Origin of the sequence: Desertihabitans brevis (assembly GCF_003327535.1) — a bacterium.
Taxonomy (GTDB): Bacteria; Actinomycetota; Actinomycetes; order Propionibacteriales; family Propionibacteriaceae; genus Desertihabitans; species Desertihabitans brevis.
This window is the reverse complement of record NZ_QOUI01000003.1, coordinates 1-17402: the sequence shown is the minus strand read 5'-3', so window position 1 is coordinate 17402 and position 17402 is coordinate 1. Positions and strand designations below refer to the sequence as shown.

Here is a 17402-nt window from a genome sequence, read left to right as displayed (position 1 = left end):
TCGCGTCGAGGAGCTAGCGTCCACCGCGTGGCAGTCGATTCCTTGCGGCGATGCCGAGTCGTGGCGGTGGACGTCGGGTCCGTGCAGCGCAACTTCGCCTGGGCCGCTCTCGACCTCCCTTCGCGCCGACCGGCAGGAGCGGGCGCGGATCCCCATGGCGCCTCGAGCGCGGTGCTCGACGCCCTGTCCTCGGGTGCTCCGGTGGCGCTCGGGTTCGAGGCGCCGATCGTCGTGCCGGTCAGCCCGGTCGACACGAGCGAGGGATGGCGGACCCTGGGCCGCGCTCGTCAGGGCGAGACCGGCGGAGGTCAGTCGCGGCCATGGTCCGCGGGCGCGGGTAGTGGTGCCCTGACCACCGGTCTGGTCCAGCTGGCCTGGATGCTGGACTGGCTCGCGTCGCAGATGTCGACGCTGCGCGTCACCACGAGCCCGAGTCATTGGACCGCAGGCCAGGCCGAGCTGTTCGTCTGGGAGGCCTTCGTCTCCGGCACCGGCAAGCCGGTGCCCTCGGCAACCGGTCAGCATGCGGCCGATGCCGCAGCCGCCGCGGACACCTTCGCGGACCGGCTGGCGGCTGGCACGCTCGGCACGTCAGACGTGACCTGCGGACCGTCGTCGGCCTTCAACCTCGTCGCAGCAGCAGCCGCCTTCGCCGGCATGTCGGTGGTTCCTCCTGGTCTGCGCTCGGATGTGCCGGTCTACCGCACACGTCCGGGTGACGCTGGCCCTCATCGTTGACCGCGCGTCGACGTCGACTCGTCGGGCATCCGGGTGTCGGTGCCCGCGGGAAGAAAATTCTTCACAGGTGCTTGCCGTGCAGGCCGGCCGCCCGCTAATTTTTTGCCATCGCACAGCATCAAGGGAGATCAGCGATGACACCACGGACGACCCTCTCCCGCCGCGCCCTCCTCGGGGCCGCGGCCGGCGCAGGGGCAGCAGCAGCCCTCAGCGGCTGCGGATCAGGCAGCACCGGCTCACCCTCCACCACCCTCCAGGTCTGGGGCGGCGTACCGGCCGCCAACGGCCCGCAGGAGCTGGTCGACGGCTTCACCGCCGCCACCGGCGAGCAGGTGACCTACACCCGCTTCGTCAACGACGACCGCGGCAACCTCAAGGTCGACACCGCGCTCCAGGGCGGGGTCGACATCGACGTCTACTTCACCTACGCCGCGCAGAACATGGCCCTGCGGGCCGGCTCGGGGATGGCGCTCGACCTCACCGACCGCGTCCGGGCCGACCCCGAACTCGCGCCCTACCTCGACACCACCGCCCCGCGGGCGACCATGGTGGACGGCCGCATCGTCGCTCTCGCCACCGCGCGCGAGCCCCACTTCCTGCTCTTCAACGAGTCCCTGCGTGAGCAGGCCGGGATCGAGCTGCCCCGGGCCTGGACGGTCGACGAGTTCGCCGCCACGGTCCGCGAGCTCGCCGGGCCGGATCGCTACGGCACCTACTCCGTGCCCGACACGGCCAGGGTCTCCCTCGGCGCGAACTACTGGTACGCCCCGGAGGGCGGCTCCAACTTCGACGACCCCGCCTTCCTGGAGTGGATGCAGCTGGGCCGCAGCCTGATCGACGACGGCGCGGCCTACCCCTGGACCGAGGTGCTGGCCCGCCAGCTCGAGGCCTACCAGCAGACCCCGTTCCTGCAGGGGGAGTTCGTCGTCTGGCCCACCGCGCCGTTCAACCTGCGCTACCTCAACAACGCCGAGGACTACCCGCACGACTTCCTCGTCGCGGCCGCGCCGACGCCCACCACCGCCCGCGGTGACTGGAACGGCGGCAGCTTCAACAACTTCATCATGATCAACCCGCGCTCGACCAAGATCGACCTGGCCTGGGAGTTCGTCCGCTACTGGGTGACCGACGGCGCGGGCCCCATGCTCGGCGGCGGCAAGATCCCCGCCCTGGACGTCCTGCCCGACGAGGACGTGCTGGCCGGGGTCCTCGGCGAGGAGCCGGAGCAGTGGTTCGACGTCGAGTCGTTCCGCCGCACGCTGTTCACCGACGAGCCCAAGCTGATGACCGACACCATCCTCAGCGCCGTCCCCGAGATCAGCCTGGTCAGCGAGCAGCAGCGCAACCTCTGCTGGATCGGCGAGAAGTCCCCGGCCGACGCCGTCGCCAGCATCGACGCCCTGGCCGACGCGGCGATCCGACGCTACGAGAGGCAGGCCTGATGACCCTCACGCCGCCGCTGGCACCTCCTGCCGCGCCCACCCCGGCCCCGACGACCGCGACCCGCACCGGCCGCGGCAACCCCTCGCTGCCCAAGCCGTGGATCGGCTGGGCCTTCCTCGCCCCCAACCTCCTCGGCGTCCTCGCCTTCACCCTCATCCCGCTGCTGTCGGTGGTCGGGCTGTCCTTCACCAGCTGGAACCTCGTCTCCGGCCTGGAGGGCATCGAGTTCGTCGGCCTGCAGAACTTCCTCGACCTGGCCGTCGACCCCGGCTTCTGGAACGCCGCCCTCCGCACCGTGGTCTACGCCGGCATCAGCGTCCCGCTCACCGTCCTCGGCGGGCTCGGGCTGGCGCTGCTGCTCAACGGCGACGTCCCCGGCCGAGCGGTGCTGCGGGTGATCTTCTTCCTGCCCTACATCGTCACCGTGGTGGCGATCGGCATGGTCTGGCTGATGATCCTCAACCCCTCCGCCGGACTGGTGAACCAGACGCTGGCCGCCTTCGGGCTGCAGGACGTGCCCGGCTGGTTCGCCTCCTCGCACTGGGCCCTGCCCGCCCTCATCCTCATCGCGATCTGGAGCGGCGTCGGCTATGCCTCGATGATCTACCTCTCCGCGCTGTCGGACGCCCCCACCCAGCTGTACGAGGCGGCCGAGGTGGACGGGGCCGGGGCGTGGACGCGGTTCCGCACCATCACCTGGCCCTCGCTGATGCCGACCACGGTGTTCCTGCTGGTCACGCTGTTCATCGGTGCCTCGCAGGGCTTCGGCCTGATCGCCCTGATCACCGCCGGCGGGCCGGGGGACGCCACCACCGTCGTCTCGTACTACATGTACCAGAACGGCTTCCAGTTCTACCGGTTCGGCTACGCCGCCGCGATCGGCATGGCCACCTTCGTGGGCGTCCTCGCCCTCACCGTGCTCACCTGGCGCGCCCAGCGCGGAAGGACCCTCCATGACTGAGACCACCCTGGACGCCCCGCGCCGCTCCGCCGCGTCGTCGGCCGTCCCCGCCACCACCGACGCCGCCGACCGGGCGCGCCAGCGCCGACGCCGTCGCCGGACCCGCCGCTGGGCCGTCGGCGTCCCGCTGTGGATCCTGGCGATCGCCTTCCTGGCCCCGTTCGCCTGGATGCTGTCGACCTCGTTCAAGAACGAGCTGGACGCCTACGCCGTGCCGATGGAGTGGATCCCGAGCCCGGCGGAGCTGAGCAACTACACCACCGTGCTCTTCGGCGAGGACTCGATCCTCCCGGCGTTCGCGAACTCGGTGTTCGTGGCGCTGCTGCGGGTGGCCGGTGAGCTGGTCACCGCCACCATGGCCGGCTACGCCTTCGCCCGGTTCACCTTCAAGGGCCGCGACAAGGTGTTCCTGCTCTACCTCGCCACCGCCATCATCCCCGCCCAGCTGCTGCTGGTCCCGCGCTTCATCTACTTCCAGCAGCTCGGCCTCTACGACACCCTGTGGGCGCTGATCCTGCCCGGCATGTTCACCGTGCTCGGCACCTTCCTGATGCGGCAGTTCTTCGTCGCCCAGCCCTCGGAGTTCGCCGAGGCGGCCCGGATGGACGGCGCCTCGGAGTGGCGGATCTTCACCCGCATCTACGTGCCGCTGGCCAGCCCGGTGATGGCCGCCCTCGGCATCCTCGCCTTCGTCTGGTCGTGGAACGACTACGAGACCCCGCTGGTGCTCATCTCCAGCCCGGAGATGTACACCCTGCCGCTCAGCCTGACCAGCTTCACCAACGAGCAGGGTGCGCTGAGCCCGGGCCTGGCGATGGCGGCCTCGGTGGTCACGATCGTCCCGGTGCTGGTGGTGTTCCTGCTGCTGCAGCGACGCTTCGTCCAGGCTCTCACCCACACCGGCATCAAGTGAGCGCACCGACGGCACAGGCGAGGATGAGGGACGTGGACAGAGCCCTCACCCAGAGCCCGATGCAGCAGATCCGTGACGCCCTCCCCGGGCTGAACGCGGCGATGGCCCGGGTGGCCCAGCTGGTGCTGGACCACCCGCAGGAGGTCGGCCGGGCGCCGATCACCCGGCTGGCCGAGCAGGCCGGGACGTCCCCGGCCACCGTCACCCGGCTGGCGGTGCTGCTGGGCTACGACGGCTACCCGGCCCTGCGGGCGGCGATCGCGGAGGAGAACGGCCGCGACGCCCAGGCCGCCTGGGAGTCCGACATCGGCCGGATGATCAGCCCCGACGACCCGGCCGACCAGGTGCTCACCACGCTGGCCGGCACCCAGGCCAACGCGATGCGGGTGGCGCTCGGCGCGATCGACCTGCCGACCGCCACCCGGGTGGCGGACGCGATCGCGGCCGCCGGACGGATCCACCTGTTCGGGGAGTGGGGCGACTCCATCGCCATGCAGGAGCTGCATCTGCGGCTGCTGCGGATCGGACGCCCGTGCTGGTTCCACAGCGGACGCCAGGAGTCCCAGGTGGTCGCCTCGCTGCTGGGCGCCGGCGACGTCGCCCTCACCCTCTCGCGCAGCGGCAACGACCCGGTGGCGGAGGACTTCCTGGGCCGCGCCCGCGAGCACGGGGCCCGGACCGTCCTCATCACCGGCGTCGCAGGCACCCCGCTGGAGCGGGTGGCCGACGAGGTGCTGCTCACCGGCACCCCCAACGGCAGCGCCTGGACCGACTACTTCGGCGGCCGGACCAGCGACGTCCTCGCCGCCAGCCTGCTGTTCGTGCTGGTCGCCCAGCGCAGTGCCGACAGCCTCGAGCGTGCCTTCACCGGAGGCGCCCACCCCGACGCCCGTGACCGACCCCCACCCTCCAGGAAGTGAGCCCCATGCGCACCGAGAACGTCTCCTCCGACATCGTCGTGGTCGGAGGTGGTCTGGCCGGCGTCTGCGCCGCCATCGCCGCCGCCCGGCAGGGGGCCTCGGTCTCGCTGGTGCAGAACCGCCCCGTGCTGGGCGGCAACTCCTCCAGCGAGATCCGGGTGTGGGTCTGCGGGGCCACCGCGCACGGCACCCAGCTCAACGCCCGCGAGACCGGGATCATGGGCGAGCTGTTCGTGGAGAACCAGTTCACCAACCCCGAGGGCAACCCCTACTACTGGGACCTCACCGTGCTCGAGGCCGTCCGCGCCGAGCCCGGCATCACGCTGTTCCTCAACACCGACGTCCGCGAGGTCAGCGCGTCCGGGCCCGAGGACGACCGCCGGATCGAGTCGGTCACCGGCTGGATGATGGGCTCGGAGCGGCTGATCACCTTCACCGCGCCCACCTTCCTCGACTGCTCCGGCGACGGGCTGGTCGGCTACCTCGCCGGCGCCCGCCACGTCACCGGCCGTGAGCCGTACTCGGCCTACCAGGAGTCGTGGGCCCCGGAGGTGCCCGACGACAACACCCTGGGCTCGACTCTCCTCTTCTACTCCAAGGACGCCGGACGCCCGGTGAAGTTCGTGCCGCCCTCGTTCGCCCTCGACATCACCACCACCTCCATCCCCGAGCGGCGGATCATCTCGACGGAGAAGAACGGCTGCGCCTACTGGTGGATCGAGTGGGGTGGCGAGCTGGACGTCGTCGACGACAACGAGCGCATCCGCGACGAGCTGCAGGCCGCCGTCTACGGCATCTGGGACCACATCAAGAACTCCGGCCGCTACGACGCGGAGAACCTCACCCTGGAGTGGATCGGGGCGGTGCCGGGCAAGCGGGAGTACCGCCGCTTCCTCGGCGACCACGTCCTCACCCAGCACGAGGTGCTCGGGATGACCGAGTTCGCCGACCGGGTGGCCTTCGGCGGCTGGTCGATCGACCTGCACCCGCCCGGCGGGATGTACGCCAGCGAGGCCGGCTCCAAGCACTGGCACCCCGACGGGCCCTACCACGTGCCGATGCGCTGCCTGTACAGCCAGAACGTGTCCAACCTGTGGATGGCCGGGCGCAACATCTCGGCCAGCCACGTCGCCTTCGGCAGCACCCGGGTGATGGCCACCTGCGCCGTCCTCGGCGAGGCCGCCGGGGTCGGCGCCGCGCTGGCCACCCGCGCCGGGGTGACGCCGCGGGAACTGGTGGCGGGGCGGATGGAGGAGGTGCACCGGGCGCTGGTGCGGGCCGACGCGTCCGTGCTCGGCGTCGTGCACGACGACCCGGCCGACCGGGTGCTCAGCGCCACGTTGAGCGCCTCCTCGACGCTGCGCCAGCTGGTCGCCGACGAGCCGGCGGGCACCCACCCGCTGGACGCCCCGCTCGGGCTGGTGCTGCCCGTCGACCCCGCGCTGGGGACGCTCTCGCTGCTGGTGGACGCCGACACCGACACCGAGCTCACCGTCCGGCTGCACCGCACCAGCCGGCCCCAGGTGTACCTGCCCGACGAGCAGCTGCGCTCGGTCACGGTGCCGGTGGGCGCCGGGGAGAAGCAGTGGGTGGCGCTCGACCTCGACTGGCGACCCGAGCGACCGCAGAACGCGTTCGTGGTGGTCGAGGCCGCCGCGGGCGTCCGGCTGCACGTCGACGAGCACGCCCCGCTGGGCGTCCTGGCCCTCACCTACCGCGAGCCGGCCGCCGACGAGCGCTGGACCGAGCAGTTCCGGCACTGGAAGCAGGTGCTGCACCGGCAGAGCCCGTGCCTGCGGGTCTCCGACGACGTCGACGCCTACGCGCCGGAGAAGGCCCGCGGTGGGTACGCCCGCCCGTACGGCGGTCCGCAGACCTGGGTCTCGCAGGACCGTCGCCTCGACCCGGAGCCGTGGCTGGAGGCCCGCTGGGACCAGCCGGTGACGATCAGCTCGGTGGAGCTGGTGCTGGACGACTCGGTCGACATCGACCTGATCAACCTGCACCACCACCGCACCGAACCCGAGGTGATGCCGGACCTGCTGACCGACTACCGGGTCGAGGTCGAGGTCGAGGGTGCCTGGACGGTGCTGGCCGAGGCGACCGGCAACCGCCGCCGCCACCGCGTCCACCCGCTGACCGTGCCGACCGACGTCACGGCTGTCCGGGTGGTGGCGCCGGGGAGCAGGGGGGCCGCCCACGTCGTCTCGCTCCGCGCCTACGCCACCCCGTCCCCCGCGATCTGAGCCCGGAGCGACCCCCGCCCAACGCCCTGAGCCCGTCCCAACGCCCTGACCCGCCCCCAACGCCCTGACCCGCCCCCAACGCCCTGAGCTCGTCGAAGGGCGATCCGACCGAGCCTGAACGCACCCAGCCGCCCCAACGCCCTGAGCCTGTCGAAGGGCGATCGCCCACCCGCCGAGCGCACGCACCCGATCCACCACGGAAGGAAACCCGATGACCCCGCCCAGCCCGACCGCCCCGCTCACGATCAGCGGAGTGGTGCCGAGCGCCGCCGTCAAGGCCGACCACGTGCCCCGCAGCGAGACCGGGATCGGGGCGCTGATGCCGTGGGCCGACCGGCTCTGGTTCGTCACCTACGTCGCCCACAAGGCCCCGACCGGCGGCGGCACCGGGCTGTTCACCCTCGACGACGACCTGCAGCTGACCAAGCACCCGGCCAGCGTCGTCGGCACCTACGCCAACCGGATCGTCCACCACGAGTCGAACCAGCTCTTCATCGGCCCGCACGTGATCGACGTCGAGGGCAACGTCCGCACCATCGACGCCCTGGTCGACCACCGGCTGACCGCCACCTGCCGCCACCTCACCGACCCGGCGAACAAGGTCTACACCCTCGGCATGGAGGGGGAGTTCTTCGAGGTCGACGTGCACACCCTGGAGGTGACCCAGCTGTTCGACCTGCTGGAGGTGCTCGACGTCCGCGGCTATCCGCACTTCAAGGACGCGATCAGCCGTCACGGCCGGGTCGTGGTGTGCAACAACTCCTACTACGACAAGGACTTCCCGACGGGGGAGAGCGAGGGCCGGTTGGCCGAGTGGGACGGCACGGAGTGGCGCACGCTGGCGCGGACCCAGTTCAACACCCTGGGCAGCGCGAACGGGATCGGGGACGCCCTGTTCGCCGTGGGCCAGGACCGGGCGTCGGCGCTGCTGCACGTCTACCTGCCCGAGACCGGGTGGAAGGTGTACCGCCTGCCGAAGTCGACCCACACGCAGGACCACGCCTTCACCACCGAGTGGCCGCGGATCCGCGAGGTCGAGTCCGAGCGGCTGCTGCTGGACGCGAGTGGCACCTATTTCGAGCTGCCGGCGATGACGTACGGCTCCTCGGTCTGGGGCATCCGCCCGATCTCCTCCCACCTGCGGGTGGTCGGTGACTTCTGCTCCTGGAACGGGCTGCTGGTGATGGCCGGCGACCAGACCACCCCGATCCGTGACTCCAACCCCCACGCCGGGCAGCCGCAGGCGGGGCTGTGGTTCGGCAAGACCGACGACCTGTGGTCGTTCGGCAAGCCGCAGGGCTGGGGCGGCCCGTGGTGGGAGGACGACGTCGAGGCCGGGGTGCCGTCCGACCCCTACCTGATGACCGGGTACGACCAGAAGTGCCTGCACCTCACCACCGAGGCCGCCGGACCGGTCGAGTTCGCGGTCGAGGTCGACTTCATGGGCACCGGCCAGTGGCGGCGCTACCGGACGCTCACCGTCGACAGCTACGAGTGCCTGGTGTTCCCTCCCGGTTTCAGCGCGCACTGGGTGCGGCTGGTCCCGTCGTCGTCCTGCCGGGTGACCGCGCAGCTCTTCTACACGTGACGACCACCGGCTTGGCCGTGGCCGCGTGACTCGCGGTCGTGCGGGAGCGTCGCGGCCCGCCTCGGCACCACCCGCGCCGCGCCGCTGGCGCGCAGCCGCTCGGCGGCCCGCTCGCTGAGGAAGGCCTGGGTGCGGACCTCCTCGCGGAGCAGCGAGCGCGCGAGCCGGACGCCGGCGCGGCTGTAGGCGTCCCGCAGCCCGGGGTCCAGGCGCACCCGCACTCCGCCGGGGTCACCTCCTGCACCGGGCCGCTCAGCCGTCGAGGCCGCTGCCGCGGAGGAACAGCCCGACCGCCTCCCGGATGGTGGCGTGGTCGGTGTCCGGCGGCGCCACCCGGTGCGGGTGGTCGGGGATCGGCTCGCGCGCACCGAACAGGGTCGCGAACCGCTGGCGGGCCGTGGTGAGGTTGAGGAAGTACCCGGCCAGCCGCCGGTGGTGCTGCTCGTCGCCACCACCGCCACGGGAGGCGTCCAGCCGCTGCAGGTAGGCCGCAACCGTGCTCTCCGCCTGCTCGATCACCTCACGGTGCAGCATCGCACCGAGGTCGCTGAACTGGCCGGCCCCGCCGATCACCACCCGCTGCAGCCGGACCGGGTTGCGCCAGGTGCTGATGTCGCTGAAGCCGATCGCGAACGCGGTCAGCTCCCCGGCGGGGTCGGTCAGGTCGTCCAGCGTCGGCAGCTCGCTCCGCACCAGCTCGACCGCCCTGCCGAGCGCGCTGCGGAAGAGGCCCTCCTTGTTGCCGAAGTGCGCGTAGACGGTGCGCTTGGTCGTCGACGCCCTGGCCGCCACCTCGTCCATCGAGGCGGTGTCGTAGCCGCGCTCGGAGAAGGTCGCGATCGCCGCCTTGAGGATCGCCTCGGTCAGCGGCAGGCCGTCGATGGTCTTCATGTCGTCACCCTGGCAGGTCGTCCGAATCGGGTGCCACCCGATCACCACCCGATATACTCCACGGTATAGTATACGGAAGACGAGAGGGGGCGACGATGCCACATGACGACACCGACCGGTCGATGCCGGCCGGGACGGGGACGCCGAAAGGTCGCGGGGTGACGCGACGCGCGCTGCTGCGCGGGGCGGTGGTGGCTGCGGCCGCGGGCTCGGTGGGCTTCGCCGGAGGACGGTTCACCGCACCGCCGTCGGCGGTCCCAGCCTGGACCGCGGCCGACATGCCGTCCCAGGCCGGGCGACGGGCCGTCGTCACCGGCGGCAACGGCTACCCGCAGGACGGCCGCAGCGGACTGGGCTACCACGAGGCCCTGGGGCTCGCCCGCGCCGGCGCCGACGTCACGATCGCCTCCCGCCACCAGGGACGGGGTGAGGAAGCGGTCCGCCGCATCCGCGCCGCCGCCCCCGGGGCCCGCGTCCGGTTCGAGACGCTCGACCTCACCGACCTCGCCTCGATCACCGCCTTCGTCGCCCGCATGGAGGACGCCGGTGACCGCCTCGACCTCCTCATCAACAACGCCGGGGTGCAGGGACGTCTGGAGCGCGAGGAGACGCCCGAGGGCCTGGAGCGGGTGTTCGCGACCAACGCCCGCGGGCCGTTCGTGCTGTCGGCCGGGCTGCGACCGCTGCTGCAGCGGGGCACTGCGCCCCGGATCGTGTGGACGTCGAGCTCGCGGGTCGGCGAGATCGACTTCGACGACCTGCAGAAGGTGCGCAGCTACGACTACGGGCGGGCCTACGACGACACCAAGCTGGGCGCGCTGCTGATGGCCTTCGAGTGCCAGCGCCGCAGCACCGCCGGCGGCTGGGGCATCGCCAGCCTCGCCGTGCATCCCGGCGTCTGCCGCACCAGCATCGTCGTGGACGGGCCCGGGCTCGACACCCCGGAGGGGTTCCGCTTCCAGTACCTGCCCTTCATGTGGCAGGACGCGGCCGTCGGTGCGCTGCCCGCCCTGTACGCCGCCACCTCGCCGATGGCGACGGGGGGCGCCTACTACGGTCCCCGCGACGTCCAGGGTCTGCGCGGGGCGCCGACCTACGCCCCCGTGCCCGAGGCGGCCCGCGACCCGGACCTGGCCCGTCGCTACTGGGAGACCATGGAGGACCTCGCCGGGCTCTCCTTCAGCTGACCTGGCGCGCGACTGCCGCGGCTCAGGTCACCGCACCCAGCTGCCAGGGGACGAACTCCTCCTGCCCGACCCCCAGCTCCTCGCTGACGGTCTGCTGACCCGAGGCGACGGCGAGGAACAGCCGGAACAGGTCGTGGCCGACCTCCTCCACGCTGCGGCCGCCGTCGATGATGGTGCCGGCGTCGAGGTCGATGTCGTCGGGCATCCGGCGGGCCAGGGTGGAGTTGGTCGACACCTTGACGCTGGGCACCGGCTTGCAGCCGAACACCGAGCCGCGGCCGGTGGTGAAGCAGACCAGGTTGGCCCCGCCGGCGACCAGACCGGTGACCGAGACCGGGTCGTAGCCGGGGGTGTCCATGAAGGAGAACCCGCGCTCGACGATCGGCTCGGCGTACTCCAGCACCGAGACCAGCTCGGCCCGTCCGCCCTTGGCCACCGCACCCAGCGACTTCTCCAGGATGGTGGTCAGCCCGCCGGCCTTGTTGCCCGGGGAGGGGTTGTTGTCCATGGTGCCGCCACCGGCGGCGGTGTAGGCGCGCCACCACTCGATCCGGTCGAGCAGCTTCTGGCCGACCTCGGGCGAGACCGCGCGCCGGGTCAGCAGGTGCTCCGCGCCGTAGACCTCCGGGGTCTCGGCCAGCACCGAACGTCCGCCGCAGCCCACGATCAGGTCGGAGGCGACGCCGAGGGCGGGGTTGGCGGTGATGCCGGAGTAGCCGTCGGAGCCGCCGCAGTTGAGCGCCAGCACCAGCTCGCCGGCGTCGACGGTCTCGCGGCGGCGCTCGTCCAGCCGCGGCAGCATGTCCTTCACGGCCTGGACGCCGGCGGCGACGGTGGCGCGGATGCCGCCGGTCTCCTGGATGGTCATCCGCTCGACCAGGGTGTCGGCGGGCAGCGGCAGGTCGGCGGAGATGAGGTCGAGCTCGAGCATCTCGCAGCCCAGCCCGAGCAGCACCAGCCCGCCGATGTTGGGGTGGGTGGCGTAGCCGCGGATGGTCCGCAGCAGCACGTCCGCGCCCTCCGACCCGCTCACCAGCCCGCAGCCGCTCTGGTGGGTCAACGCCACGACGCCGTCCACGTTCTCGAAGGCGTCCAGCGCCATCCCGCGGAACTGCTCGGCGATGAGCTTGGCGGCGGTGGCCGAGCAGTTCACCGAGGTGACGACGCCGATGTAGTTGCGGGTGCCGACCCGGCCGTCGGCGCGGCGGTAGCCCTGGAACGTCGGACGCTCGCCGGTCGGTGCCGGCGGCCGCCAGCGGGCCACCCCGAACTCGTGCTGGCGCTCGGTGTCCGACATGGACAGGTTGTGCGTGTGGACGTGCGCGCCGGGGACGATGTCGGCGGTGGCTCGTCCGATCACCTGGCCGTACTTGCGGACGTCCTGACCCGCCGGCACCGCACGCAGCGCGACCTTGTGCCCGCGCGGGACGTCGGCGGTGACCGTCAGCGCCCCGCCCGCCACGTCGACCTGCTGGCCGGCGACCAGGTCGGCGAGGGCGACGGCGACGTCGTCCTCCTCGCTGAGCAGGAGCAGGGTGGGGTCCGTGCGGACGTCCTCGGTCGGTGCAGCGGCAGTGCTCACCAGGGGTGCCTCTCGTTCGGTACCGGTCGGACCACGATAATTCAGGACGCCCGGGAGCGCCGCATTCGTCGGACGTCCGAGACGCGCGGGAGGGGAGCGTGACGTGGGACGACTGACGCGCGAGGCCGCGGCGGAGGTGTCGGCGCCCGGTGTCACACCGGCCCGGTCGCACCCGGAGTCGGTGGGGCACCTGCACCTGGGGTTCGGCGCCTTCCACCGCGCCCACCAGGGGCTCTACACCGAGCGGGCGATGGCCCTGTCCGGCGACCGGAGCTGGGGCGTCCTCGGCGTCACCGGACGCCGCCCCGACGTCGCGCGCACGATGGCCGAGCAGGGCGGCGCCTACGGCGTGCTCGTGCGCCACCCCGACGGCGACCGGCTCGACCTGGTCGACGCGGTGCTCGACGTGCTCGCCGCCGAGCAGGAGGACGCGATCGCCGACGCGCTGGCCGACGAGCGGACCCGGGTGGTGACGCTGACCATCACCGAGCAGGCCTACGCCGACCCGGCGACCTCGATCCCGCTGCGCCGGCTGGCGGCTGGACTGGCGCGCCGGCACGAGCGCAGCCGCGCCCCGCTCAGCGTCATCAGCTGCGACAACCTCTCCGACAACGGCCGGGTGCTCAGGGACGCCGTCGGCCGGCTGCTCGAGCCCGGCTCGGCGCTGGCGTCGTGGGTGGCCGACACCGTCGCGTTCCCGAGCTCGATGGTCGACCGGATCGTCCCCGCCACCACCCCGGCCGACGTCGAGGCCGCCGCGGCGCTCAGCGGGCTGGTCGACCACGGCCTGGTGGTCGCCGAGCCCTTCAGCCAGTGGGTGGTGCAGGACGATCTGGTGGCGGGCCATCCCGGCTGGGACCGGGTCGGTGTCCAGCTGGTGCCCGACGTCGCCGGCTGGGAGCAGCTCAAGCTCCGGGTGCTCAACACCTCGCACTCGCTGCTGGCCTGGCAGGGCGCGCTCGCCGGCCACGACACCATCAGCAGCGCCGCCGCCGACCCGGCGCTGCACCAGCAGGTGGTGGCGCTGATGGATGAGGTGGCGACGGTGCTGCAGCCACCGCCCGGTGCCGACGTCCCCGGCTACCGCGCGGAGGTGCTGCGCCGCTTCGCCAACCCGATGATCCGGCACACCACCGCCCAGGTCGCCCGCGACGGCTCACGGAAGCTGCCGGAACGGGTCTTCGGCACGATGCGTGACCAGCTCGCCGCCGGGCTGCGTCCGGAGTGGACGGCCCGGCTGGTCGGGCTCTGGCTGGCCTACCTCGCCCGGTTCCGCGACCCGTCGAGCGACCCGCTGGCCCCCGAGGTGCTGGCCCTCCTCGACGAGGGGCCGGACGAGGTGACCGTGGTGCGGCGGGTCTGTCGGCTGATCGCGCCGGCCGCCGAGGACGTCCTGCAGGACGAGGTCGTCACGGTGATGGCCGACGCCCTGCGCGAGGCCAGCTCGAACGCCCGCCGCGCCACCTCCTGATCACGGCTGCTCGGCCCTCGCTGATGAGCGGCGTCCTCACCAGGGCAGCAGCGCGCCGTCGGTCGGATCCGACCACGAGGGGAGCCGCCAGTCACCGGCCCAGTCGCTCTCGAACACCTCGGGCCTGAGCTGCACGCCCAGACCCGGCGCGGTCGGCGCCTCCAGGTAGCCGTCGACGACCCGGAGCGGCTCCTCGACCAGGCCCTCACCCAGGGTCAGCTGCTCCTGGCAGAGGAAGTTCGGCGTCACCAGGTCCAGCTGCAGGCTCGCGGCCAGGTTCACCGGGCCGAGCGGGTTGTGCGGGGCCATCTGGACGTAGTACGTCTCGGCCATCGTGGCGATCTTGCGGCCCTCGGAGATGCCGCCGCAGTGCGCCAGGTCCGGTTGCAGCACCGCCGCGGCCTGCTTCTCCAGCACGTCGCGGAAGCCGTAGCGGGTGAACAGCCGTTCACCGGTGGCGATGGGCACCGTCGTGCTGCGGACGATGTCGGCGAGCGCGTCCACGTTCTCGGGCAGGCACGGCTCCTCCACGAACATCGGCGACCACGGCTCGATCGCCTTGATCAGCGTCTTCGCCAGCGCCGGGCCGACCCGGCCGTGGAAGTCGATACCGATGTCGACCGTGGGCCCGACCGCCTCCCGCAGGGCGGCGAACCGGCGGGTCTGGAAGTCGACGAAGGCCGCCGACTCCAGCCCTCGGGCCGGTCCGGGGAGGGCGGTCTTGATCATGCTCCAGCCCTGCTGGGCCGCCAGCCGCGCCTCGGCGGCGAGCTCGTCGATGTGGTCCTGGTCGCGGGCCACCTCGTCCGGGCCGTGGTCGCCCACGTTGACGTGGCGGTAGGCGCGCACGCGGTCACGGACGCGACCCCCGAGCAGCTCGTGCACCGGCACCCCGTGGTGCTTGCCGACGATGTCCCACAGGGCCTGGTCGATGGCGGAGATGGCGCTGGAGAGGACGGAGCCGATCGGGTAGAAGGTGCTGCGGTGCAGGTCGTGCCAGATCCGCTCGATCCGCCGGGGGTCGCGGCCGATCAGCAGGTGCGCGTACTCCTCGACCGCGGTCTGGACGACCCGTGCCTTGCCCTCCAGGCACGCCTCACCGACGCCGAACAGGCTGTCGTCGTCGGTGTGCACGACGAGGAAGGAGTACCTCGGCTCGACGTGGTGCACGCTCAACCGGGTGATCTGCATGGTCTCCTCCGTCTGGGCAGTTCAGGACGTCTCGGTGCGGCGTCAGCCCGTTGATCAGGTAGCGCTGCAGCTGCTGTGCGGTCACCATCATCACCGTCGTGGCCCGCAGGGCTGCGATCCGGGATCCGTGACCCTCACGAGCCGCGACACTGGTCCCAGCCCCGACGGAAGGTGCCCCGATGCCCGCAGAATCGGCTCGCGATCAGGAGTCGGCGCCGGCCACCGATGCCGTGCGCCGGCAGCGGTGGATCCGTGCCGCGGCGGTCGTGGTGGGTGGGCTCAGCCTGGTGCCGGCCGGCTTCTGCTTCTTCCTGGCCTCGCTGATGACCTTCGGGCTGTACTCGTGGCAGGAGGCGGAGCTGGACCCCGACATCTGGGTGCCGATCCTGGGGGCTTCCCTCTCCCTGAGCGCCGGCCCGGCGGTGATGGCGCTCGGATGGCACCGCCGGCGCTGGCTGCTGATCACGTTGGCGACGTTCCTGCTCGTCGCGCTCGTCTCCAGCGCACTCACCTGGCTCCCACTGCTCGGCTCACAGGGCTAGCGCTGGGACAGCCCGGGCACGGGTGGGAGGCCAGCGCCCCGGAGCCCGCCTCGTCGTGGCCCCTGCACCAGCGGGCCCCGGGGCGGTGCTGGCGTCCCGACGTCAGGGGACGGTGATGACGACCTTGCCGCTGCCGCTCTCGGCCAGCCGGTGCGCCTCGGCGGCCGAGGCCAGCGGCAGCACGTGCTCGACGGGCGGGGTGTAGCCGCCGCGACGACCCAGGTCGGCGAAGCGGCGCAGCTGGGCGGAGTCGTTGGTGGCGTCGACCTTGCGCGCGCCCAGCCGCTGCGCCCCCTCGCTGTCGATGACGGTGACGACCCGCGCAGGGTCGCCGACGATCTCGACCAGGTCGGGCAGGGACGGCGACGGTGCGGAGTGCACGGCGGCGTCGACACCTCCGGGTGCCAGGGTGGCCACCCGCTGGGCCAAGCCGTCGCCGTAGGTGGTCGGCAGGACGCCCAGCTCGGCCAGGGCGGCGTGGTTGGACTCCCGCCCGGTACCGATCACCGTGGCGCCGGCGTCCAGGGCGAAGGCGGCGACGGCGCGGCCGACGGCGCCCGAGGCGCCCTCGACCAGCAGCGTCCTGCCCGACAGGTCGCCGAGGGCGTCGACGATGTTCGCGGCGGTGGCGGCGGCCAGACCCGCGGCGGCGGCCTGCGGTGCGGACCAGCCCTCCGGCACGGCGCTCCACGCGGTCAGCACGGCGTGCTCCCCGGTGGTGTCGCTGATCCCGCCGAGCCCGAACACCAGGTCGCCGATGCGGACGTCCTCGACGCCGGGCCCGACCTCGTCGACCACACCGGCGGCGTCCCGGCCGGGGACGAGGGGCAGCGGCAGGTCGAGGACGCCCTGCAGGTGCCCGGCCCGCAGCAGCACGTCGATCGGGTTGACGCTGACGGCCTGCACGCGGATGCGGACCGCGCCCTCGCCGGCGTGCGGCTCGGGCGCCTCCTCGACGGTCAGGACGTCCGGGGCGCCGAAGCGGTGGTAGCGGGCAGCAAGCACGGGAGGCTCCTCGATCGGGTCACGGCATTGCTTGCCGCGGAAAAGACTGTACGAGGCCATGCTTGCCGCGGCAAATGATCGTAGGGTGGGCCCATGCCGACGCCTCGCCTCACCCCGCAGCAGGACCGCGCGTGGTCCCTGCTGATCGGGGTGATGACGTGGCTGCCGGCCGAGCTCGACGCCCACCTCGACCGCGCCGCCGGGCTCAGCCACGCCGAGTACCAGGTGCTGCGCTGGCTCTCGCTCAGCGAGGACCGTGAGGTGCACATGACCCGCCTCGCGGCCACCGCCAGCGTCACCCCGTCCCACCTGTCGCGGATCGTCGCCCGGCTGGAGAAGCGTGAGCTGCTCACCCGCAGCAACGACCCCACCGACGCCCGGCGCACGCTGGCGCGGCTGACCGCGGCCGGTGCCCGCGTCGTCGAGGAGGTGGAGCCCGGCTACGCCGCCGAGGTGCGCCGCCTCGTCTTCGAGCACCTCGACCCCGGCCAGGCCGAGCAGCTGGAGGGCATCGCCGAGGCGCTGCTCACCCCGCTGCGCAGCGACTGCGTGGGGCTGTTGCCGCCCCGCGCGCTCCGGCCGTCCGACATCTCCTGACGCCGGCAGCACCCCGACTGCCGGTTCGAGGTATCTCCGCCCGCCCTGGAGTGGCGGATTCAAGGGGTGTGCGCAACAGTGAGTAGTTCGTTGAGTTTCTCAGCCGGGGTGGCGTAGTCCAAGACCT

General features: G+C 72.4%; 16 protein-coding genes. 11 read left to right on the top strand and 5 right to left on the bottom strand.

What is annotated here, in order from left to right; translation table 11 throughout:
* The first annotated feature begins 27 nt into the window (after positions 1 to 27).
* From DT076_RS05620 to DT076_RS05590, 7 genes are all read left to right on the top strand, one after another.
* On the top strand, positions 28 to 738 hold the full coding sequence (locus DT076_RS05620) for a hypothetical protein (protein ID WP_147264067.1): 711 nt from the start codon (positions 28 to 30) through the stop codon (positions 736 to 738).
* 134 nt (positions 739 to 872) lie between these two features.
* Entirely contained in the window at positions 873 to 2180 is a 1308-nt protein-coding gene (locus tag DT076_RS05615; RefSeq protein WP_114125700.1) for an ABC transporter substrate-binding protein, read from the top strand.
* A complete protein-coding gene (locus DT076_RS05610; RefSeq protein ID WP_114125699.1) occupies positions 2180 to 3142 on the top strand; it encodes a carbohydrate ABC transporter permease in 963 nt (320 codons plus the stop codon). Before DT076_RS05615 ends, DT076_RS05610 begins: the two co-directional genes overlap by 1 nt.
* On the top strand, positions 3135 to 4055 hold the full coding sequence (locus tag DT076_RS05605) for a carbohydrate ABC transporter permease (protein ID WP_114125698.1): 921 nt from the start codon (positions 3135 to 3137) through the stop codon (positions 4053 to 4055). Before DT076_RS05610 ends, DT076_RS05605 begins: the two co-directional genes overlap by 8 nt.
* Before the next feature lie 23 nt (positions 4056 to 4078).
* Entirely contained in the window at positions 4079 to 4975 is an 897-nt protein-coding gene (locus DT076_RS05600; protein WP_114125697.1) for a MurR/RpiR family transcriptional regulator, read from the top strand.
* Between the two features lie 5 nt (positions 4976 to 4980).
* A complete protein-coding gene (locus tag DT076_RS05595) occupies positions 4981 to 7221 on the top strand; it encodes an FAD-dependent oxidoreductase (RefSeq protein WP_114125696.1) in 2241 nt (746 codons plus the stop codon).
* 211 nt (positions 7222 to 7432) lie between these two features.
* Positions 7433 to 8809: a hypothetical protein gene (locus tag DT076_RS05590; RefSeq protein WP_114125695.1), complete on the top strand. Its 1377-nt coding sequence runs from the start codon at positions 7433 to 7435 to the stop codon at positions 8807 to 8809.
* On the opposite strand, the gene DT076_RS05585 is transcribed toward DT076_RS05590, so the two are convergent.
* Positions 8800 to 9024 (bottom strand): hypothetical protein, encoded by a 225-nt coding sequence (locus DT076_RS05585; RefSeq protein ID WP_147264066.1) that lies wholly within the window; start codon positions 9022 to 9024, stop codon positions 8800 to 8802. The genes DT076_RS05590 and DT076_RS05585 overlap by 10 nt on opposite strands.
* A gap of 37 nt (positions 9025 to 9061) precedes the next feature.
* On the bottom strand, positions 9062 to 9700 hold the full coding sequence (locus DT076_RS05580; RefSeq protein WP_147264065.1) for a TetR/AcrR family transcriptional regulator: 639 nt from the start codon (positions 9698 to 9700) through the stop codon (positions 9062 to 9064).
* A gap of 158 nt (positions 9701 to 9858) precedes the next feature.
* Between DT076_RS05580 and DT076_RS05575 the strand changes: the two genes are divergently transcribed.
* Positions 9859 to 10887 (top strand): SDR family NAD(P)-dependent oxidoreductase, encoded by a 1029-nt coding sequence (locus DT076_RS05575; protein WP_199538994.1) that lies wholly within the window; start codon positions 9859 to 9861, stop codon positions 10885 to 10887.
* A 22-nt stretch (positions 10888 to 10909) separates the two neighbouring features.
* Here the strand turns inward: DT076_RS05575 and DT076_RS05570 are convergent, their stop codons facing one another.
* Positions 10910 to 12469 (bottom strand): UxaA family hydrolase, encoded by a 1560-nt coding sequence (locus tag DT076_RS05570; RefSeq protein ID WP_233493678.1) that lies wholly within the window; start codon positions 12467 to 12469, stop codon positions 10910 to 10912.
* Positions 12470 to 12572: 103 nt separating this feature from the next.
* Here DT076_RS05570 and DT076_RS05565 point away from each other — a divergent pair, with 103 nt between their 5' ends.
* Positions 12573 to 13940: a mannitol dehydrogenase family protein gene (locus DT076_RS05565; RefSeq protein WP_114125692.1), complete on the top strand. Its 1368-nt coding sequence runs from the start codon at positions 12573 to 12575 to the stop codon at positions 13938 to 13940.
* A gap of 36 nt (positions 13941 to 13976) precedes the next feature.
* Here DT076_RS05565 and dgoD read toward each other — a convergent pair whose 3' ends face one another.
* Complete coding sequence (gene dgoD / locus DT076_RS05560; protein ID WP_114125691.1) at positions 13977 to 15131, bottom strand: galactonate dehydratase; 1155 nt, start codon at positions 15129 to 15131, stop codon at positions 13977 to 13979.
* A gap of 179 nt (positions 15132 to 15310) precedes the next feature.
* On the opposite strand from dgoD, the gene DT076_RS05555 reads away from it, so the two are divergent.
* Entirely contained in the window at positions 15311 to 15673 is a 363-nt protein-coding gene (locus DT076_RS05555) for a hypothetical protein (RefSeq protein ID WP_147264064.1), read from the top strand.
* A 102-nt stretch (positions 15674 to 15775) separates the two neighbouring features.
* Here the strand turns inward: DT076_RS05555 and DT076_RS05550 are convergent, their stop codons facing one another.
* Positions 15776 to 16678, bottom strand: a complete 903-nt coding sequence (locus DT076_RS05550; RefSeq protein WP_114125689.1) for an NADP-dependent oxidoreductase — start codon at positions 16676 to 16678, stop codon at positions 15776 to 15778.
* Between the two features lie 93 nt (positions 16679 to 16771).
* Between DT076_RS05550 and DT076_RS05545 the strand changes: the two genes are divergently transcribed.
* The gene (locus DT076_RS05545; RefSeq protein ID WP_114125688.1) at positions 16772 to 17275 is read left to right on the top strand and encodes a MarR family winged helix-turn-helix transcriptional regulator; all 504 of its coding nucleotides are present in this window, start codon (positions 16772 to 16774) and stop codon (positions 17273 to 17275) included.
* Positions 17276 to 17402: the final 127 nt, after the last annotated feature.